17 protein-coding genes are annotated in these 20,882 nt (G+C 57.7%); 8 read left to right on the forward strand and 9 right to left on the reverse strand.

Annotated features, from left to right (window positions below; translation table 11 throughout):
- Window positions 1-185 precede the first annotated feature (185 nt).
- The gene (locus tag ABRZ28_RS22160) at window positions 186-1,130 is read right to left on the reverse strand and encodes an AEC family transporter (protein ID WP_319603918.1); all 945 of its coding nucleotides are present in this window, start codon (window positions 1,128-1,130) and stop codon (window positions 186-188) included.
- A gap of 557 nt (window positions 1,131-1,687) precedes the next feature.
- Between ABRZ28_RS22160 and ABRZ28_RS22165 the strand changes: the two genes are divergently transcribed.
- Complete coding sequence (locus ABRZ28_RS22165) at window positions 1,688-2,665, forward strand: DMT family transporter (protein WP_330521582.1); 978 nt, start codon at window positions 1,688-1,690, stop codon at window positions 2,663-2,665.
- An 82-nt stretch (window positions 2,666-2,747) separates the two neighbouring features.
- Here ABRZ28_RS22165 and ABRZ28_RS22170 read toward each other — a convergent pair whose 3' ends face one another.
- From ABRZ28_RS22170 to hypC, 8 genes are all read right to left on the reverse strand, one after another.
- Window positions 2,748-3,248, reverse strand: coding sequence for a TlpA family protein disulfide reductase (locus tag ABRZ28_RS22170; RefSeq protein ID WP_330521583.1), 501 nt, complete (start codon window positions 3,246-3,248; stop codon window positions 2,748-2,750).
- Window positions 3,235-3,951 (reverse strand): ABC transporter ATP-binding protein, encoded by a 717-nt coding sequence (locus tag ABRZ28_RS22175; RefSeq protein ID WP_319603915.1) that lies wholly within the window; start codon window positions 3,949-3,951, stop codon window positions 3,235-3,237. Before ABRZ28_RS22175 ends, ABRZ28_RS22170 begins: the two co-directional genes overlap by 14 nt.
- A gap of 4 nt (window positions 3,952-3,955) precedes the next feature.
- A complete protein-coding gene (locus tag ABRZ28_RS22180) occupies window positions 3,956-5,068 on the reverse strand; it encodes an ABC transporter permease (RefSeq protein WP_319604001.1) in 1,113 nt (370 codons plus the stop codon).
- A 16-nt stretch (window positions 5,069-5,084) separates the two neighbouring features.
- Window positions 5,085-6,374, reverse strand: coding sequence for an ABC transporter permease (locus ABRZ28_RS22185; protein WP_330521584.1), 1,290 nt, complete (start codon window positions 6,372-6,374; stop codon window positions 5,085-5,087).
- 2 nt (window positions 6,375-6,376) lie between these two features.
- Window positions 6,377-7,774 (reverse strand): Fe-S-containing protein, encoded by a 1,398-nt coding sequence (locus tag ABRZ28_RS22190; RefSeq protein WP_319603913.1) that lies wholly within the window; start codon window positions 7,772-7,774, stop codon window positions 6,377-6,379.
- Between the two features lie 136 nt (window positions 7,775-7,910).
- Window positions 7,911-8,438 (reverse strand): iron transporter, encoded by a 528-nt coding sequence (locus ABRZ28_RS22195; RefSeq protein ID WP_319603912.1) that lies wholly within the window; start codon window positions 8,436-8,438, stop codon window positions 7,911-7,913.
- 68 nt (window positions 8,439-8,506) lie between these two features.
- Complete coding sequence (locus tag ABRZ28_RS22200) at window positions 8,507-10,417, reverse strand: FTR1 family iron permease (protein ID WP_330521585.1); 1,911 nt, start codon at window positions 10,415-10,417, stop codon at window positions 8,507-8,509.
- An 83-nt stretch (window positions 10,418-10,500) separates the two neighbouring features.
- Entirely contained in the window at window positions 10,501-10,770 is a 270-nt protein-coding gene (gene hypC / locus ABRZ28_RS22205; RefSeq protein ID WP_319603910.1) for a HypC/HybG/HupF family hydrogenase formation chaperone, read from the reverse strand.
- A gap of 971 nt (window positions 10,771-11,741) precedes the next feature.
- Between hypC and ABRZ28_RS22210 the strand changes: the two genes are divergently transcribed.
- The 7 genes from ABRZ28_RS22210 to ABRZ28_RS22240 all read left to right on the forward strand — a co-directional run bounded on the left by ABRZ28_RS22210 (window position 11,742) and on the right by ABRZ28_RS22240 (window position 20,877).
- The gene (locus ABRZ28_RS22210; RefSeq protein ID WP_319604000.1) at window positions 11,742-12,368 is read left to right on the forward strand and encodes a 4Fe-4S dicluster domain-containing protein; all 627 of its coding nucleotides are present in this window, start codon (window positions 11,742-11,744) and stop codon (window positions 12,366-12,368) included.
- Window positions 12,365-14,380 carry a hydrogenase 4 subunit B gene (gene hyfB / locus ABRZ28_RS22215; RefSeq protein ID WP_330521586.1) on the forward strand — a complete coding sequence of 672 codons (2,016 nt, stop codon included), beginning with the start codon at window positions 12,365-12,367 and terminating at the stop codon, window positions 14,378-14,380. The genes ABRZ28_RS22210 and hyfB overlap by 4 nt, the downstream gene beginning before the upstream one ends.
- 130 nt (window positions 14,381-14,510) lie before the next feature.
- Window positions 14,511-15,380, forward strand: a complete 870-nt coding sequence (locus ABRZ28_RS22220; protein ID WP_413556138.1) for a respiratory chain complex I subunit 1 family protein — start codon at window positions 14,511-14,513, stop codon at window positions 15,378-15,380.
- A gap of 16 nt (window positions 15,381-15,396) precedes the next feature.
- Window positions 15,397-16,851, forward strand: coding sequence for a hydrogenase 4 subunit D (locus tag ABRZ28_RS22225; protein WP_319603908.1), 1,455 nt, complete (start codon window positions 15,397-15,399; stop codon window positions 16,849-16,851).
- Between the two features lie 9 nt (window positions 16,852-16,860).
- Entirely contained in the window at window positions 16,861-17,511 is a 651-nt protein-coding gene (gene hyfE / locus ABRZ28_RS22230; RefSeq protein ID WP_330521587.1) for a hydrogenase 4 membrane subunit, read from the forward strand.
- Window positions 17,512-17,516: 5 nt separating this feature from the next.
- On the forward strand, window positions 17,517-19,148 hold the full coding sequence (locus tag ABRZ28_RS22235) for a hydrogenase 4 subunit F (protein WP_319603907.1): 1,632 nt from the start codon (window positions 17,517-17,519) through the stop codon (window positions 19,146-19,148).
- The gene (locus tag ABRZ28_RS22240) at window positions 19,141-20,877 is read left to right on the forward strand and encodes a hydrogenase large subunit (protein ID WP_319603997.1); all 1,737 of its coding nucleotides are present in this window, start codon (window positions 19,141-19,143) and stop codon (window positions 20,875-20,877) included. Before ABRZ28_RS22235 ends, ABRZ28_RS22240 begins: the two co-directional genes overlap by 8 nt.
- The last annotated feature ends 5 nt before the right edge of the window (window positions 20,878-20,882 follow it).

Below are 20,882 nucleotides of genomic sequence, written 5' to 3' on the forward strand. Positions count from 1 at the left end.
TGACCGCGCGCGACCGTTAAATCTTTTTGCCATGAATTATAAGATTTACATCTATAGATTATCTCGCTCTCACGGGATCAAAGGGCCGTGCGGCGGATTTAAAATCGCACGCGACGGCAAGAAGAGGAGTGACCCGACGCCGCTTGAGCGCCGGGCGATATCTGCATTTTTCCATCCCCCCCGCGCTACGTCATCATAAAGATCACCACGCCTTCAGTGAAAATCCCGACGGCGGTTCCCACCAGTATCGCCGAGGAAGCGGATTCAACATAAGTATCGCTGCGTATCGCAAACATGCCGGCGGCGATAGCGGACGGCGTCGCGCCGATGATCACCACCTGCTGCATCAGGCTGGGGCTGAGCCCGAAAGCAATGCCGGCTGCGGCCATAATGGCTGGCTGTACCAGATTTTTCAGGCTGATGTTGGTCAGGGTATGCAGATTAAATTTCGGGTTTTCGCCATAAAACAGCAGGCCAAGCGCAAACAGAGAAATGCCGCCGGCAGTTTTACCCATCATATCAATCGACGAATACAACAGCGCCGGAATTTTGACGCCCAACAGGCTGAGCGTCACGCCCAGAATCGGGATCCACACGATCGGATTGCGAGCGGCCTTATACAGATTGCTCATGATCATGATGCCCAAGCTCTCCTGACGCTCGGCATTGCCGCCGTTATCGCCCATACGGATAAGCACAATCGTCAACGGGATCATAAACACGCTGGTGATCAGGTTGCCGATCAATACGCCAAGAAACCCTTCGGGTCCGATTAGCACCGCCAACACCGGCGCGCCGAAATAAGCCATATCGGGAAAGGCGCAGACAAGCGACTGAATCGCGCTGGTCTTGATATCGTGGCGAAAAACTAATCGGGAAATACACAGTGTCAGTAGATAAGCGCCCATCAGACCGATAAACAACACGGCCACAAAAGAGAAATTCTTTATTTTATCAGGGTCGGTATTCAAGGCGCCGATAAACAAATGCAACGGCAAGGCAAAACGGATAACGACCGTCGCCAATACGCCGGCATCATCCCGTTTCATATAATTTAATTTCCCACTCAACCATCCCATCAGCATAATAAATACCAATGGAAATAAGGACGATAATAATAATGAAGACATGAAAAAAATACCTTTTTATCTGTGTTATAAGATAAAGGCGTTTTTATCTTATTTATTATCTCCTCATTGTGATTATCGTCACATGATTTTTTATATTTAATTTTCAATAATTAATAAATACAAAACAAACTAATATAACAAATTAATAAAAATTAAAACTCATATAATAATTAATATACCCTGAATAATTTCAACCTTGCGGAACCCGATAATCGCGGGATAAATTCGGTGAAACGCATTTTACCTTTTATAAAAAACATCTCTACCTCATTGAATCCGCCGAATAATTGAAGTTATTTTCATCTTATTTAAACAATCATCTTCCAATTCGCTATTACTCACGGATGCCAATAAAACAGCAAGGAATGCCGAAGAATGAGTAATATCGCAGAAAGACATCGTAAAAACCTCTGGCTGAGATTGTCAAAAAAACGCCCGCCTGTCTGTCATGCCGCAGCGTTAAACAGGTATACTCGCCATATTGCATGCGCGTTGCCGCATTCGGTCGTGCGATGGTCACAATACAGGCGCGATTCAAATAACAAACAGGTTTAATCATGCTAACCGGTATTCTTTTTGCCCTTTCCGCGGGATTAATGTGGGGATTAGTCTTTGTCGGCCCTCTGCTGGTGCCTGAATATCCCGCCGCGCTGCAATCAACGGGACGCTATCTGGCGTTCGGCCTGATCGCATTACCGCTGGCCTGGCTGGATCGACGCCGGCTAAGTCGGCTAACCCGTCAGGACTGGTGGGAGGCGGCCAAACTCACCACCGTCGGCAATCTGCTTTACTACTTCTTTCTCGCCAGCGCCATTCAGCGCACCGGCGCGCCGGTGTCAACCATGATTATCGGCACGTTGCCCGTGGCGATCGCGGTAACGGCGAATCTGCTCTACGGCCAACGCGACGGCCGGGTTTTGTGGCGCCAACTGATACCGGCGCTGATGCTGATTGCCGTAGGACTCGTTTGCGTCAATATTGCCGAACTGCAATCCTTAACGGTGACGCTGGATGTCTGGCGCTATGTCAGCGGCATTATTCTGGCGTTTATATCCGTGATCTGCTGGACCTGGTATCCGCTGCGCAACGCCCGCTGGCTGCGCGCGCATGCCGATCTGCCGCCGACGACCTGGGCGACGGCACAGGGCGTAGCCACGCTGCCGATCGCCTTGCTCGGTTATATGTTGGTATGCGGCCATCTTGCGTTGACCGACAGCGCGTTCACCCTGCCGCTTGGCCCTCATCCTGAGGTGTTCATTCCCCTGATGATCGCCATCGGGCTGTTTTGCTCATGGCTGGGCACCCTATGCTGGAATGAAGCCAGCCAACGTCTGCCAACCGTGCTAATCGGTCCGCTGATTGTATTCGAAACGCTGGCGGCGCTATGTTACGCCTTTATCCTGCGTCAAACCTGGCCGCCATTGCTGACCTTGACCGGCATCGTCTGTCTGGTGACTGGCGTAATTTATGCGATGCGCATCAAACCCCAGCCGGCGGCGGCGGCGGTATCGGCGTCGCTTCCCGCGGGAAAATAGGCAGGCTCGGCTATTTAGCGCCCAGGCAGGCGCTAAAAATGGGCGACGTCGACCCGATCAACGAATTTAATCGTCAACCCCGTCACGCCCCGTGCGCCAGGCGCACAAACAACGCCGTCAACTGTTGTTCATTCCGCGCGCCTTGATGTTGCGCGATCACCTTACCGTTGTCGTCGATGATAAATGAAGTGGGCGTACCGATAACCTGATAGCGCTCTTTGGTGATCCCCAGTTGATCGCGGATCACCGGATAGCTGATCTGGTGCTGCGCCAGCAACGGGGAAATATCCACGCCGTCCGGATCGGTATTCACCGCCACCACCACCACCCGATCACCGTAACGCCGGCTCAGCTTTTCCAATGTCGCCATTTCCGCCAGACAACCGCCGCAGCCCGAAGACCAGAAATTCAGATAAACGCTTTTCCCCTGCCAGCGAGACAGTTCCGCCTGCCGCCCGGTTAAATCATAGGCGGCCAGCGCGGGCGCTTTCCCGCCGATGCTTACCTGTTCCTCTTTGCAGCCGCCCAGTAACGCCAGCGCGCCCAACGCAAGAAAAAGGGTTAACCCGTTACGCCACCGCATGATGATTAACCTCCTCGCCTAAATATTTACCGTGCTGCAAACGGATAATACGATCGGCAAACTTACCCAGCTCAGGGTTATGCGTCACCATCACAATGGTGCGTCCCTGACGGTGTAAATCTCTCAGCAGATCCAACACCCGCTGTTCGTTCTCTTCATCCAGATTGCCGGTCGGCTCATCGGCGAAAATCACCGGCGGCTCGTTGACCAATGCTCTGGCGATACACACCCGCTGCTGTTCGCCGCCGGACAGCTGACTGGGCAAATGGCCGATGCGGTGTTCCAATCCGACCTGAGCCAGAACCCGTTTGGCGGCTTCCTCATCGACCACGCTGTGGTAATGCTGCGCCAGCATGATATTCTCCAGCGCCGTCAGAAAGGGGATCAGATGAAACTGCTGGAACACCAGTCCGATTTTATCGGCGCGAAATTTGCGTCTTCCCTCTTCATCCAACGCGGCGGCGTCGACGCCGTCCAGCAGCACCTGACCTTCGCTGACCGTATCAAGACAGGTAAGGATATTCATCAACGTGGTTTTACCCGATCCCGACGCGCCCATGATGGCGACGAATTCGCCGCGGGCGATGCGAATGTTGATATCTTCCAGCGCGGTAACCTGTCCGAAACGCTTGTATAGCCCGCGAGTCTCAATCACCGCCTCCGGCGTCTGCCCCGCGATCCGACCCTTTATTAATGAGGACATCGCACTACTCTCCTTTTAAAACTTTAGCCGGTTCGATATAAATCGCCCGCCGGGTGGGAACAATGGCCGCGACGGCGGCGACCAGCAAAGAGAGCGTCAGCGTCAACGGGAAGACCGGCGCCCGCAGCGAAATCGTCGCATTGAACACCGCCATTCCGAGGATCTGAGCCAGCAGGTACCCCAGCACCGAACCGCACGCCACCGCCGCCAGCGCGATAATGCCGGTTTCGGCCAGCATCTGGCGGATAATATCCCGCCCGCTGGCGCCCAGCGCCTTCTGCAAGGCAAACTCGCGCGAACGTTCACCGACAATCGCCATCAACGTCGTGTTGACGCACAGGGATGAGAGCACCAGAATAACGGCCGAAACCAATCCCATCAGTCCCTTGATCTTATTGAGCACCTGACCTTCGGAAGCCGAGACCTTAAGGATCGGCCTGATTTCCAACTGCGGATATTGCTGCTGCAAGCGCCCGGCGAACCGATCCACCTGTCCCAGATCGTTACTGACGCTGAGCAGCGCATTACTGATCGTGCCGGCTTTATTCAGCCACTTCTGCGCCAGATCCAGACTGACGATCAGCATATTGTCCGTGGCGTCGCCGGACTCGACGATGCCTTTAATCTGCAAACGTTGCTTCTCGCCATCGTCCACCAGCGTAATGCTGTCGCCGACCTTCACATTCAGCCGCTCCGCCAGCTTGACGCCGATCATCGCGTTGCGATCGTCAAAGCTGACGCCGATCCAGTTACCTTTCACCTGCCAGTAAGGCGCCAGCGGACGCAATGATTCGAACCACACGCCCATCAGCACCACTTTTTCCAGTTCGGTTCGCGCCATGCCGTACAGATAGGGGCTGGCCGCATTGATGAGCCCGGCCGGCGCGTTATCCATAATTTGCTGGAACGTGGCCTGCGGCAACGAACTTCCCCGCGCGGGGCCGATATAGAAATTCGCCCCGAAGGTGCGCAGTTCCTGACTCATCTTGGCGTTGATATCGAAATAGACGGCGGACATGGCGGTCACTATCGCCGCGCCGACCATCAGAGCGGCGAACACCACGCCGACCCGCTGCATTCGCAGTCGTAGCGCGCGCAGCACCAGTCGCCAGAACATGCCGTTCATCCAGGCGTTAGCGGCCATACAGCACCTCCACCGGATACAGTTTGGCGATACGCCGCGCCGGGAACCAGGTGCCGATAACGGCAATCAGCATCGAAATCACCAGCACGCAGGGGATCACGATCCAGGCGAAGCTGAGCGGCACGCCAAACAGCATCAGTCCGATAGCCTTCGCCAGCCCCCAACCCGCCACGCAGCCGATGAGGCCGCCGAGCAAACCGCTCAGCGCCGCTTCCAGATAGAACAGCAGCATGATCTGCCATTGGCGGGCGCCCAGCGCTTTCATCAGGCCAATCTCTCTGGCCCTTTCCATAATGGTGCTGGTCATCAGCGAGGCGATCCCCATGGCGGCGGCGACCAGCGCGGCAAACGTGACCACCGCCAGCAACAGTTGGATCTTATCGATCACCACCCCCTCCGACGCGGCCACCTGCCAAATAGGGCGAACCACCGAGCCGGAGATGGCCTCTTCCAGTTGATGAGCGATGGAAGAGACATAGGCGGTGCAGTACCAGAGGTCATACTCTTCGGCGTTCAGCGCGTCCAGGTTTTCACGCGCCCGGCGCGACAGATCGTTTTCCGGCACCGTCAGCGCCGACACGCGGATCGCCTGAATCTTTCCTTCCAGCCCCAGCAAATGCTGCACCACCGCCAGCGGCATCACCAGACGATTCTCTTCATCGCCGCCGCTGGTCAGAATGCCGCTTACCCGCGCCGGGATCTCGCCTGTCGACCCCTTCAACCGAAGCCGGCTGCCCACCTGCCAGCCATTTTGCCGGGCCAGTTGTTTCCCCGCCAGCACCTCGGCGACTTGCCCTTCGACAACCGGCTCCTGCGGCCACTGGCCGGCGACCTGCCAATACGGGCTGACGGTTTGCTGCCCGGTGCGGTAGTCCTCTTCATCCGGCACCGCGACGGGCTGGGAGAAAAACGTACCCAATACCGCAACCGGCTGTCCGTTAATCTCGACGTCGCCGCTGAGCAACGGCGCAAAGCCGACGATATTGTTACGCCAGAAGATATCCTTGATGTTCGGCAGTTCCGCCTCGTCGAGAAAGTCCTGCCCGTCCAGCGGATTGCTGCGTTCGCCGAATAAGGCCGGCAACGCCGCCTGTCCCGCCGGTTCAATCAGGATATTCGCGCCATAGGATTTCAATTCGCGCGACATTTTGTCGCCGATATCGATAGAGACCGCCAACAGCGCCGAAATCAACCCGGCCGCTAAAAAGACCGTTAATATCGCCAGCGATTTACGCCGGATATTTCGGCGCCAGGACTGGCGTAACATGCGCCATAACATCGTTATTCCCCTTCCGCTTGATCGTCAGCCGCCGACCTGGCGGCGACATATTTGCCAGGACTTTCACGGAAACGGTTGTAGTTGGCTTCAGACGAGAAGAAATAGGTTTTACCGGCATAGCGATACTTGTGCTCGGCTTTCACATTGGTGAGCGTTGAACCATCCACCGGATCGACCACCTCCAGGGATATCACGGTCGTGAAATAGTTGGCGCCCGCCGCCAGCGACGCGTGGCTAATCACCAGTTCGCGATCGTCATTGCTCCAGCCTTCTATCGGCACCGGATTACAGCCGCCCGCCTTACCGATGGAGGGAATAAAGATACGCACGTCGCAGGCCACGCAAATCACCTGATTGCCTTCCATCACGTAGCCCTGATCGCCGCATAGCAGGCAGGCGTCGAAAACCACGCCCAGCCGCAGCCGATCCGGATAACGGTTAATGACGAAAAAACGCACCGCTTTGCCGTCGTCGGCGACCCAGACAAACCGGTGCAGCTTGCCGTCGCGGATCTGTTCGATCGGGATATGCACCTTGCCGTCTTCGGCCAGCGTCACCGGCAATGCCTCAGACAGGCGCGGCGGACGGGAGGCCACCTGATCCCAGTAAAGTTGTCCCAAAACGATCGCCAGCAGCGCCGCCGCGGTCGCCAGCACCGTGCGACGCACATTGCGGTAATCGGCCGTGGCTTTACGTTTGGCGATGGCCTGCGTTTCCGAGCGCATCCGCCGGCGCGCGCGTAATAACGGCGGCAGGTAACAGAACGCCGCTAATGCCATTAATAGCGCGCTCAGATAATTCAACAGCCAGGCGCTGTTGGTCACCTGGGCGACATAGCTCAGGCGCGGTTTGGTCAGCCCCAAAACCTGTAGCTTTATCAATAGCAACAGCAGGTTGCCGCTGATCGGCAACATTAATAAGGCGACCAGCAAAATAAGCAGCGGCCAGCGCAGCGCGCGAATGCGTCGGACGATCATGCCGCAAAGCGCGGCGCTGAACGTCAGCCAGCCTAAGGCGATAACCACGGCGCTGAAATTCAGCAGGAGTTCGGTATTCACCACATGGGTGGCGGTTAAGGCGCTCAGATTGGGATCGCCGCCCCAATGGATAGCCGCGCCGGCGACCAGCGCCGCTTGCCAGAAATAGCCGATACGCGCGTGGGAGAAAAATTGGCTGACGAGAAACAGCGCTAAAGCCGCCGCCTGGATACCGGTTATCCACAGTTGCAGTTGCTGTCCGCCAGGCAGGCGTACCCCAACCAACGTACCGAGAATCAGCGCCAGCAGCGTTATCCAGGCTAACGGTCTGATTTCTGGCGTGGAACGGTGGCTCCAGTTCAACCCTAACAGCAACGCTATCGGCAGGAACGCCTGTAGCGTGGTCACAAAGAAATAACTCATATCCCCGTCATCTTTCAAATTGCAGGCGCGTCGGCGGCTTTACTCGCGCCTATCCGTGGAGCCAGCCGCCTTCAGGCGTCGCTGCCGAGAGGTGAATATGACCGCGATGACGAAGAACGCATCGCGGTCGGGAGGATCACTTGATGCCGACGTATTTAAAGTCGAAGCTGACATCAAACGGCTTCCACCAGCGGCCGACGCCGGTTTCGCTGTCGGTATGACGATGCATGCCGGCTTTGGAAGGCGGGTCGATATGGTAAACCACCTTGTAGTTGCCGACGCCCATCATTTTGATGTTCGCGCCGTAGTGCGGACCATCGCTGGCGACCATCGGCATAAAGTTGCCTTCCTGTTTGGCGCCGGTATCGGTGTTGGTCAGGGTATAGGCGATAGTCAGGTTCGGCATCCATTCGCCGGCGCCGAAGCCGTTCTTATTGCCTTCAACCGCATGGATATCCGCTTCCAGATGGATATCCGATTTTGCCGCCGGCAGTCCCATACCGCGAGGTTCCATGTCGATCGGTTGCAGATAAACCGCAGCAATCTCCATTTCATTGAGAGTGACCGGCTCGCCAGCCGGGTACTCTTCAAACGCCAACACCGCAGGGGCGGTGAAAAGACCGGCGATTACCGCGCCCGCAATCAGACTTTTTCGCATGTTCATCAAACCCATCCTCATATCATCAATGTAAAAAATTATCTTTCGTTTAGCGCTTTTCATCACTTCCAGAATCAGGCGACCGCGGCGCGCCGCCGCATAATCAGCAGCGCGACTAACGCGGCGAGCAACAGCGCGGCTTGCGGTATCAGCGTTTCCACATAGGGATAAATCCCCAGGCCGCTGATTTCAGGCACGCCGGTCAGCAATGTCGGTTCAAACAATTTGCCTTCGATCAGCTCCAGCACCCCTTTGCCGGCAAAGACAAACGCCATCAGATACATAAAGCAGCCGGTGAACATAAAGAAAGGCTTAAGCGGAAGTTTAACCACCGTGAATCGCATAATCAGATAGGCGATAACCAGGATCACGCAGCCGATGACGAAGCCCGCCAGAATCGAGAGATGCCCCATCATATTGTTCGCATCCCCCGCCAGCGCGTAGTAAAACAGAACGGTTTCCGCACCCTCACGGTAGACCGCCAGAAAACTGGTCAGCCATAACCCCACCAGCGACCCGCTGCTCAGGGAGTGCGACAATTTACCTTCCAGATAGGCTTTCCAGTGGCGGGCTTCCACTTTCGACAACAGCCAGTAACTCATAAAGAACAGCATCACCACGGCGATCAGCATCGTGACGCCTTCCAGCAGCTCGCGGCTGGCGCCGGCGTTGGTAAACAGCAACTGGAAAATAACGGCGGTGATCACGCTGCACAACAGCGCGACATAAACAGACTGTCGGATCAGCGGCAGCTTATCGTGCTGGCCGTTTTTCACCAGATAGGCGACGATGGCCGCCACAATCAGTAACGCTTCCAGCCCTTCTCGCACAATGATCAACAGGCTATAGACCAACAGGCTCCAGTGGGTATCGCCGCCGTCCCCCAGCATGGCGACGGCATTCGCCAGATCCTGCTTCAGCGCGTCCGCCTGCGCTTGCAGCTGTTCTACCGGCTGTCCGGCGCTCATCAGGCTGACCAGACGAGTAAAATACCCTTCCAGCGTGGACTTGAACGCGGCGTTGCGGGAACCGACTTTGTTTTCCATCCCGCTGGCTTCAAACAGATCGAAATAGGCGTCCTGCACCGCCATTATGGCGGGTCGGGACTGCCCCTGACGATATTGTTCGATAGCGTCCAGCATCGCCTGATTGATATCGGCGGCGACCTTGCCCCAGTCGGCGTCAGGCACATCATCGGCGGCGATGCCGGCATCGTCTTCCGGAGTTGCCGTGACTGGCTGGCTATCGCGCGTGGTGGGCAGCCCCGGCAGCAGATCCTCAATATCCTGTAGTAGCGTCGTCACGCGATAGGCGACTTCGCTCATCTGATCCGGTTGATTCGTCATGGCGATCAGCGCGGAGAACTGCTGATTAATGGCGGCGGCCTGCTGCGCGGAACGGTTCTGACGCACGGACATTTCCATCTCGGAGTTTTTAAACCCCTGATAGAGCGCCTGCTGCACATTCTGGCTGGCTTTGCTGTAATCGCCGGCCTGATAATCGCTTATCGCCTGCGCCAGCGAATCATCGATAATCTTGAAACTCTGCTGCCAGTACAGCGCGATATCCGTATTGTCATACGCGCCGTGCTGCTCCTGCGCCACCAGCTTATGCCCTTCCGCCAGAACGGGCTGCACCGCGTTCAGTTCCCCTTTCAGCCAGGAAATTTTGGCCTGTACATCGGCCAGCGGTTTTCCGGCGCCGATCATGCGGCGGATTTCACCGAACGTCGCTTCCAGTTGATAGCTTTTTTGCGCGGAGATATTGATACGAATGGGGCCTTCAAGATTTTCGAACACTTCGAAATAGGCCATTTGCACTTCGGTACGGGCTTCGTCCGGCTTCTGCTGCGCATACAACTGAGCCGTTTTATCCAGCCGGGATTCGATATCCTGAATAAATGAAACATAATCGGTTGCGGCTAAAGCCAGCGAGCAGCTCAACAGCCAGCACAACGCCAAGAAGAATTTTTGCCACATAGACATAATAGGAGTGAACGCTAATGGTATTTATTCTCATTATCACCCCATGGAGTGGACAATTTTTGATTCACATCACAAAATCGAATTTATTGACGCAAAAAATATGTAACATCTTGTTCCAACTCTTCCATCTGCCGCAAAACATCGAGTGTCGACTGCGCTTCCTCTTCATCTAAACGGCTCATGGCGAAGCCGACATGAACCAGCACCCAACTGCCGATCAGCTGTTGACGATCCACGCCATCCAGCACCAGGGCGATATTCACCTCGCGCCGGACGCCGCAGACATCAACCCAGGCGAGTTGTTCGTCCCCGGATGCCAACGCCACGACCTTTCCCGGAATACCCAAACACATAATCATCCTCCAACGCTAGCGGCCGGTCATATCATCCTGCCATTGTAATAAAAATGAATATTGCAATTTTTATGCCATAGTAGAAACAATGTGCATAATGACATTGCTAACGCCCTGTTAATTAGCGTCTTCATTACAGAAAATGAGATAAATTTACATAATGCGTCTGTAGTTAGGCTATGTATTTCCATGCTCCCATGCGCTGTGAATGCCGCCTCGCCAACCTGGGTCATCCCCGTAAACACCCCTCGTCATCCCCGCGGCTGTAGGCGGGGATCGACTGCTGAAACCGTAAACAGCCATCGGCTGATTCCCGCCTATGCGGGAATGACACGCGGGCGAGATGTGACTTTGGATAATCAACATGGTACCCACTGCGACTCCGTCATCCCCGTAAACACCCTCCTCATTTCCACAAACACCCTGTCATCCCCGTAAATACCCCTCGTCATCCCCGCAAACACCCTGTCATCCCCGCAAACACCCCTCGTCATCCCCGCGGCTGTAGGCGGGGATCGACTGCTGAAACCGTACACAGCCATCGGCTGATTCCCGCCTACGCGGGAATGACACGCGGGCGAGGTGTGACTTTGGATAATCAACATGGTACCCACCACGACCCCGTCATTCACGCAAACACCCTGTCATCCCCGTAAACACCCCGTCATCCCCGCGGTCGTAGGCGGGGATCGCCTACTGAAACCGTACACAATCATCGGCTGATTCCCGCCGGTCTCCACGCGACGAAAAAGCGCCAGACGTAAAAAATAATCTCATCGTCAAAAGTGTCGAAACCGCCGGCCGGGAAGCTGTCGACACTAATGTCGAGCGCATCGCCTCCCTCAGTGCGATAGCCGTCGTCTCTTGCCTCAGCCCTTGGCCGCCGCGCTCTGGCGCTATCATTTCCTGACGTGGCACGAAATATGCTTCAGCGCTGCAAACGCTAATATTTCCCCACGGAGGGTATGGCTATGAACCGCTTCGTCATTGCGGAGCCCAAACGCTGTATCGGATGCAACACCTGCATGGCCGCCTGTACGCAGGTACACCGCCGCCAGGGGTTGCAATCGCATCCGCGCCTGACGGTGGAACGCGACCTCGCCGGCACCGCGCCGGTGTTATGCCGCCATTGCGAAGATGCGCCCTGCGCCACAGTCTGCCCGGTTAATGCCATCACGCATCAGGATCAGGCGGTGGTGCTAAACGAAAATACCTGCATCGGCTGCAAACTTTGCGCCATTGCCTGCCCCTTCGGCGCGATAACGCCGTCCGGCAGCAAGCCGCAGGCTATCCCGGAGACCTTCAGTCAGAATATCCCTTTGTCCCTGCTTTCCGACGTCCCATGCAGCGTTTCCTCCATCAATCCTTTTCTTGCCTGGCATGCCGGGATACGCAGCGTCGCCGTCAAATGCGACCTCTGCGCCTTTCAGGAACAGGGGCCGGAATGCGTCCGGGTGTGTCCCACCAAGGCGCTGTTCATCGTCGACGAACGGGAACTCGAACGCGTGACGGCGGAGAAACGCCGCCATGCAATGGAATGGCCGGCCGGCAACCTGCCCTTCCCGCCAGACGCGACCGAACGGGAGAATAAACTATGATGACTTCACTGGAATGGTTGGCGCTGGCGCTGACGCTCTACGCCGTCGGCGCGTTGCTGTCCCTGTGTCTGGCCCGTGCCGAGTCTGTGGCGATTCTGCTGAGCGGCCTCAGTTCCGCACTGGCCGGACTCTGCGGCATCGCCGCCGCGCTGCCGGTCTTACTCCACGGTCAATTGCTGACGGCGACCTTCGCCGGGCCATTCGCCGCGTTTGCCCATTTAACGCTAAGAATGGACGCGCTCGCCGCGTTCCTCATCCTGGTTATTTCGCTGCTGACGGTCGTCACCGCGCTCTATTCGCTGTCTTATTTACAGGAATACCGGGGACGCGCCTGGGCGATGGGGTTCTTTATGAATCTGTTTATCGCCTCGATGGTAGCGCTGGTGGTTGTCGATAACGCCTTTTATTTCATCATCCTGTTTGAAATGATGTCGCTCAGTTCCTACTTCCTGGTGATTTCCGATCAGGACGAAGAAGCCATCAACGCCGGTCTGCTTTACTTTTTAATCGCTCACGCCGGTTCGGTGCTGATCATGATCGCCTTCTTCCTGCTGTATCGGCACAGCGACAGCCTGGATTTCGCCGATTTCCGCCAGGCGACCCTCTCCGCGCCGCAGGCGTCCATCGTATTTTTGCTGGCTTTCTTCGGCTTCGGCGCCAAGACCGGGATGCTGCCGTTACATGGCTGGCTGCCGCGCGCGCACCCGGCCGCGCCGTCTCACGCTTCGGCGCTGATGTCCGGCGTGATGGTGAAAATCGGCATCTTCGGCATCATCAAAGTGGGCATCGACCTGCTGGGCGCCGCTGAAGTCTGGTGGGGCGTGGTGGTGCTGGCGTTCGGCGCGGTCTCCTCGGTGCTCGGCGTGCTCTACGCGCTGGCCGAACACGATATCAAACGCTTGCTGGCTTATCACACCGTGGAAAATATCGGCATCATTCTGATGGGCGTCGGCGTGGGGATGATCGGCATCGCCACGCATCACCCGCTGCTGGCGGCGCTTGGCCTGCTGGGCGGCCTGTACCACCTGTTGAACCACGCCGTCTTCAAGGGGTTGCTGTTTCTGGGCGCCGGCGCGGTGATTTACCGTCTGCACACCAAAGATATGGAGAAAATGGGCGGCCTTGCGCGCGTGATGCCGTATACCGCGCTGGCCTTTCTCATCGGCTGTATGGCGATTTCCGCGCTGCCGCCGCTGAACGGTTTCGTCAGCGAATGGTTTACCTACCAGTCGCTGTTCACCCTGAATAAAGAAGGCAGCTTCTCACTGCGGCTGGTCGCGCCAATCGCCATCGTTATGCTGGCGATTACCGGCGCGCTGGCGGCCATGTGTTTCGTCAAGGTCTACGGCATCAGCTTCTCCGGCGCGCCCCGCAGCGAGAAAGCGGCTCAGGCGCGGGAAGTCCCGTGGCCGATGACCGCCGCCATGTGGCTGCTGGCGCTGCTGTGCATCGCGCTGGGCGTGGGCGCCAGCACAGTGGCGCCGGTAATAGGCCGGGTCGCCGCCAGCCTGACGGGAACCGCCGCGCCGCTCGTCGCGCAGGGCATGCTGGTATTCCCCGGCGACCCGGCGCAAACCTCGCTGGCGGCGCCGCTGATTTTCATCCTGCTGCTGGCCTTGCCGCTCCTGCCGTTGCTGCTGTATATCGGCGCCAAAGGAACGCGGTTAAATTTCCGCCGACGCGGCACGCCCTGGGCCTGCGGCTATGCCTACGAGTCTGCGATGGCGGCCTCCGCCGCCAGCTTCACCCAGCCATTGCGCGTGATGTTCGCGCCCTTGTACCGAATACGTAAAACGCTGGATCCGGCGCCGATGATGCAAATCGCGCTGGATAAAACCACGCTGGCCGCCGGGCGAACCGAACCCGTCTGGGATACGCGCCTCGTCATGCCGCTGGTCGGCCTGGCCCAGCGTATCGGCCGCGTCACGCAGCGAATTCAGCATGGCGACTTCCGGGTTTACTGCCTGTATGTGGTCGCCGCCCTGGTGATCCTGCTGCTGACGATGGCCTGAGGAGAACATGATGATCGCTGATAGCTCAATCACAGGAACGATAAACTCAGGGACGCTGGCCTTGCCTGTTTCCGGCCTGATCGCCTGCGCGGTGATTCAGGCGCTGGCGCTGCTGGCGCTGGCTCCGCTGATGTCCGGCATGGCGCGGGTTATTCGCGCCAAAATGCATTCCCGGCAGGGGCCGGGCGTGTTACAGGACTACCGTGACATCTTCAAGCTGCTGAAAAGGCAGGATGTTTCGCCGCAGCATGCGGGCGGCGTTTTTCGCCTGATGCCTTACGTCCTGATCGGCACGATGCTGCTGGTCGCCATGACGCTGCCCATCGTCACCTGGGTATCGCCGTTTGGTTCCGGCGGCGACGTCATTACCCTGCTCTACCTGTTCGCGCTGTTCCGCTTCTTCTTTGCGCTGGCCGGTCTGGACTCCGGCAGCAGCTTTGCCGGCATCGGCGCCAGCCGCGAGCTCACGCTGGGGATCCTGGTCGAACCCATCATGATACTGGCGTTGCTGGTGGTCGCGCTGATTGCCGGCTCCACCAACATCGGCAATATCAGCAGCATGCTGGCTGGCCGCCATTGGCTGTCGCCGACCGCCACCGCGATGGCGTTGCTGGCCTGCGCGTTCGCCGTCTTCATCGAAATGGGCAAAATCCCGTTCGACGTGGCCGAAGCCGAACAGGAACTACAGGAAGGCCCGCTGACGGAATATTCCGGCGCGGCGCTGGCGCTGCTGAAATGGGGGATCAGTCTGAAACAGGTAGTGGTGGCCGCCCTGTTTCTGTCCATCTTTATTCCGTTCGGCAAAGCCGAAACCTTTACGCTGGCCGCCCTGATCGGCGGTTCGATCGCCTTTCTTATCAAGCTGATCGTGGTGTTTTTTGTCGCCGCCTTAATTGAAAACAGCCTGGCGCGCGGGCGCTTCCTGCTCACCGGACATGTTACCTGGTTAGGCTTCGGCGTGGCGGCGCTGGCGTTCGTTTTCTATCTTACCGGTCTATAAGGAGTAGGCATTCATCATGGATATTCTCGTCTTAAAGAATGTTGCCCTTGCGACCATCCTGCTGCCGTTTATCGGCGCGCTGCTGATAGCCGCCCTGCCGCAGCGCCGGGCCAAAGGGCTCTGCATCCTGTTCGCTTTGCTGGCGACGCTCGGCATGACCTGGCTGGGCTACGGCTATCTGGCCGGGGGGAAAACGGATGTTGCCTATACCCTTTACCGCTACGGCCAGGCTGAGCTGTTCGGTTTTCTGTTCGACCGCATCAGCCTGCTGATCGGCTTTGCCGTGGTCTTCCTCGGCCTGTTGGTCAGCATTTATTCCACGGGCTATCTGACATTGGGCAACCGGGAACATCCGCACGAAGGCACCAACCGCTATTACGCCTTTCTGCTGGTGTTCATCGGCGCGATGGCCGGCGTCACGCTGTCATCCACCCTGCTGGGGCAACTGCTGTTTTTCGAAATCACCGGCGGCTGCTCCTGGGCGCTCATCGGTTATTACCAGCAGCCGAAATCGCTGCGTTCGGCGTTGAAAGCGCTGCTGGTCACGCACATTGCCTCCGTCGGGCTTTATCTGGCGGCGGCTTATCTGTTCGTGCAGACCGGAACGTTCGCGCTGAGCGCGCTGGCGCAGTTGGACAACGACAGCAAAATCATCGTATTTAGCGGCATTCTGTTCGCCGCCTGGGGGAAATCGGCGCAGCTTCCGCTGCACATGTGGCTGCCCGACGCCATGGAAGCGCCGACGCCGGTCAGCGCCTATCTGCATGCGGCGTCGATGGTGAAAGTCGGCGTCTATATTTTCGCCCGGGCGATCCTTTCCGCCGAGCAGGTGCCGCACATTATCGGCGCGGTCGGCATCGTCATGGCGACCATCACCATGGTGTACGGCTTCATCATGTATTTGCCGCAAAAAGACATGAAGCGGCTGCTGGCTTACTCCACCATTACGCAACTGGCCTACATTTTCTTCGCCCTGTCGCTGGCGACGTTCGGCTCGCGCATGGCGTTCGACGCGGGCGTGGCGTACATCTTCAACCATGCCTTTGCCAAGAGCCTGTTTTTCCTGGTGGCCGGCGCGCTCAGCTACAGCTGCGGCACCCGGATGTTGCCGAAGCTGAAAGGCATCATGCGGAAAATGCCGCTGCTGGGCGTCGGATTTTGCGTCGCGGCGCTGGCGATTGCCGGCGTACCGCCGTTTAACGGTTTCTTCAGTAAATTCCCCCTGTTCGCCGCCGGTTTCAGCCTGTCGCGGGAATACGTCTGGCTGCTGCCTTTGCTCGTTATCTCGCTGATTGAGTCGGTAGCCAGTTTTGCCTGGCTTCTCTATTGGTTCGGCCGCACCGTGCCGGGGGAACCGTCCGAAGAAGTTGCCGCCGCCACGCCCGTACCCTGGGCGATGCAGGGGGTGCTGATCGTGCTGATCGTCATGTCGGTATGTTCAAGCGTTATAGCCGCCATCTGGCTGAACTAAGGATAAATGATGACTGGATCTCTGATCATTAATAACCTGGCCGGGTTGCTGATTATCACTTCCCTGCTGGTAATCTGCGCCCGACGCCCGACGGTATCGGCCTGCCTGTATGCGCTACAGTCGCTGGTGCTGGTGCTGATTTTCTTCTCGCTGGCCGAACTGCTAGAGGCTCACCAGCTTTATCTGTGGTCCCTGAGCGCGTTTATCACCAAAGTCATACTGGTTCCGGTCATTATGTACTGGGCGTTTCGCAAGCTGGACGACCCGAAGGCCGATGGCGGCGTCGTCGGCCCGGCGGTGATTATCCTGTTGGCGACCCTGATTGTGGTGCTGTGCTACTTCGTGGTCGAACCGGTTAAATTGCCGATGGTCAGTTCGCTGAAACCGGCGCTGGCGGTCTCCCTCGGCCACTTCATGATCGGCCTGCTGTGCATTGTCACCCAACGCAATATCCTCAAACAGGTATTCGGCTATTGCCTGATGGAAAACGGCGCTCATTTGACGCTGGCGCTGCTGGCGAACCGGGCGCCGGAACTGGTGGAAATCGGCATCGCCACCGACGCGATTTTCGCGGTGATCGTCATGGCCCTGATGGCCCGCAAAATCTACCGCACGCTTAACACGCTCGATGTGCAACAGCTAACCGCGCTGAAGGGGTGAACAACATGACCACTACCGCTCTCCTTCTCACCCTGCTCGCCACCCCGCTGGTTACCGCGCTGCTGGCTTTCCTGTGCCGCTTTACCGGCGGTCAGGCGCGCAGGCTGGTAAGCCTTATCCATCTGCTGGGCATTCTCGCCCTGCTGGCGGTTTCCATGCAGCAGGTCTGGCTGGTGTACCAGCACGGAGAAATTCTGGCCGTACATAACTGGCTGCATCTGGACAGCCTCAGCGCCCTGTTTTTGTCTATTCTCGGCATCATCGGCTTTCTCACCGGGTTGTACTCCATGGGCTATATGCGCCATGAGGTCGACGGCGGGGAAATCACGGTGACCACCCTGTGCTACTACTACGGATTCTTCCATCTGTTCCTGTTCACCATGTTGCTGGTGATCACCAGCAACAACCTGATCCTGATGTGGGCCGCCATTGAAGCCACCACCCTGAGCTCCGCCTTTCTGGTCGGCCTCTACGGCCAGCGATCTTCGCTGGAGGCCGCCTGGAAATACATCATCATCTGTACGGTCGGCGTCGCTTTCGGCCTGTATGGCACCGTGCTGGTGTACGCCAACGCCGCCAGCGTGATGGCGGAACCGGGCGACGCCATCTTCTGGACGGAGGTGCTGAAACATGCGGGCGAGTTGGACGGCACGCTGATGCATCTGGCGTTTATCTTTATCATCATCGGCTTCGGCACCAAAACCGGCCTGTTCCCGATGCATGCCTGGCTGCCGGATGCGCACAGCGAAGCGCCAAGCCCGACCAGCGCGCTATTGTCCGCGGTATTGCTGAACTGCGCGCTGCTGGTGATTGTGCGCTATTACATTATCGTCAGCGCCGCCATCGGTTCCGACTTCCCCCGTACGCTGCTGCTGGTTTTCGGCATGCTGTCGGTCGCGGTCGCCGCCTTCCTGATCCTGGTTCAGCGCGATATGAAACGCCTGCTGGCCTATTCCAGCGTTGAAAACATGGGGCTGATCGCCGTTGCGCTGGGGATCGGCGGCCCGCTGGGCATTCTCGCGGCGTTGTTGCATACCCTGAATCACAGCCTGGCGAAAACGTTGCTGTTCTGCGGTTCCGGCAATGTTCTGCTGAAATATGGCACGCGCGATATGGATGCGATTAAAGGCATCATGCGCGTCGCCCCGCTCACCGGCGCCTTACTGGCCGGCGGGGCGCTGGCGCTGGGCGGGATGCCGCCTTTCAATGTATTCCTCAGCGAATTTATGACCGTGAGCGCAGGGCTCGCCGCCGGCCATCTCTGGCTGGTGATTGCCCTGCTGGCGTTGCTGACCGTGGTGCTGGCCGGGTTGGTGCGTATGGTTGCCAGTACCGTGCTGGGCAGTAGCCCGACCGCGGTCAGTAAAGGCGAATTAGGGATCATGACCACCGCGCCGATGGTTGTGCTGCTGATCCTGATGCTGGTGATGGGGACGCACATCCCGCAGCCGGTTATCCGCCTGCTGGAAAATGCGACGACCATCGTCAGCAACGCGGCACGACACAACGAGATTGAACTGAATAGCCCGTTCCTGCCGCCCTGGCTGCGCACCGCGGACGGCGACACGACCGGACTTCACACCGCTGAACATACAGCGCCCACCCTTTCGCGTCAGGAGATGTATCGTGATGAATGAAACCCCTACTTCCAGCCAGGGATCCCCTGCTGACAAACTCGGCGCCGGTTATGCCGCGCAGGTCAGGCAGCGATTCCCGGCGGCCATTCTGGAGGAAGAGTGGCAAACATCCAATCAACTGACCCTGACCGTCAAACCGGATTCGTTGCCTGAGGTGGTGGAATTTCTTTACTACCGACAAGGCGGCTGGCTGTCCGTGCTGTTTGGCAACGATGAACGTTCATTGAATGGCTGCTTCGCCGTTTATTACGTGCTGTCGATGGAGGAAGGCGAAAAATGCTGGGTGATCGTCAAAACGCTGGTCAGCCCGGATAACCCGGAATACCCGTCGGTGACGCCCCGCGTACCGGCGGCCGTCTGGGGCGAACGCGAAGTTCGCGATATGTATGGTCTGATCCCGGTCGGTTTGCCCGACGAGCGCCGGCTGGTGTTGCCGGACGACTGGCCGGACGATCTCTATCCGCTGCGCAAGGATGCCATGGATTACCGTCAACGACCGCAACCCACCCGCGATGACGAGTCCTATACCTTCACCAATGAAGCCACCGGCGCCACCCGCGTGGTACCCATCGGGCCGCTGCACATCACCTCGGATGAACCCGGCCACTTCCGCCTGTTCGTGGACGGTGAACAGATTATCGATGCGGACTATCGTCTGTTCTATGTCCATCGCGGCATGGAAAAGCTGGCGGAAACGCGCATGGGCTATAACGAAGTGACCTTTCTGTCGGACCGGGTGTGCGGTATTTGCGGTTTTACCCACAGCGTGGCTTACACCTCTTCCATCGAAAATGCGTTAGGCATTGTCGTTCCCGCGCGGGCGCACAGCATTCGCAGCATTTTGCTGGAAGTGGAACGCCTGCACAGCCATCTGCTGAACATTGGGCTTTCCAGCCACTTTGTTGGTTTCGATACCGGTTTTATGCAGTTTTTCCGTATTCGGGAAAAGTCGATGACCATCGCGGAAATGCTGACCGGCGCGCGAAAAACCTACGGTCTGAACCTGATTGGCGGTATCCGCCGCGACATTCTGAAAGACGACCGCTTAAAGACCATCAAGCTGATCCGGGAGATGCGCGCCGAGGTCAGCCAACTGACCGACATGCTGCTCAGCACGCCCAACATGGGGCAGCGCACGCAGGGTATCGGCATTCTCAATAAGAAAGTCGCCCGCGATTACAGCCCGGTCGGCCCCATGATCCGCGCCAGCGGCTTTAAGCGGGATATGCGTATCGACCACCCTTATGCGGGTTATCTGGATCTGCCGATGGAGCTGCATCACCTGGATGCGGGCGATGTCTATTCCCGCGTGCTGGTTCGGGTGCGCGAGGTGTTCACCTCGATGGCGATGATTGAATACGGTCTGGACAATCTGCCGGAAGGCCCGTTGCTGAACGAAGATTTCACCTATCAGCCGCACAAATTCGCACTGGGTTTTGCCGAAGCGCCGCGCGGCGAAGATATCCACTGGAGCATGACCGGCGACAACCAGAAGCTGTTCCGTTGGCGCTGCCGCGCCGCCACCTACGCCAACTGGCCGGTGCTGCGCTATATGCTGCGCGGCAATACCGTTTCCGACGCGCCGCTGATTATCGGCAGCCTGGACCCCTGTTACTCCTGTACCGACCGGGTGACGCTGATCGACGTGCGCAAACAGAAAATCACCACCGTGCCCTATAAAGAAATGGAACGTTACGGCCTGGAACGTACCCGTTCGCCGCTCAAGTAGAGGGA

Origin of the sequence: Brenneria sp. g21c3, assembly GCF_040240345.1 — a bacterium.
Taxonomy (GTDB): domain Bacteria; phylum Pseudomonadota; class Gammaproteobacteria; order Enterobacterales; family Enterobacteriaceae; genus Brenneria.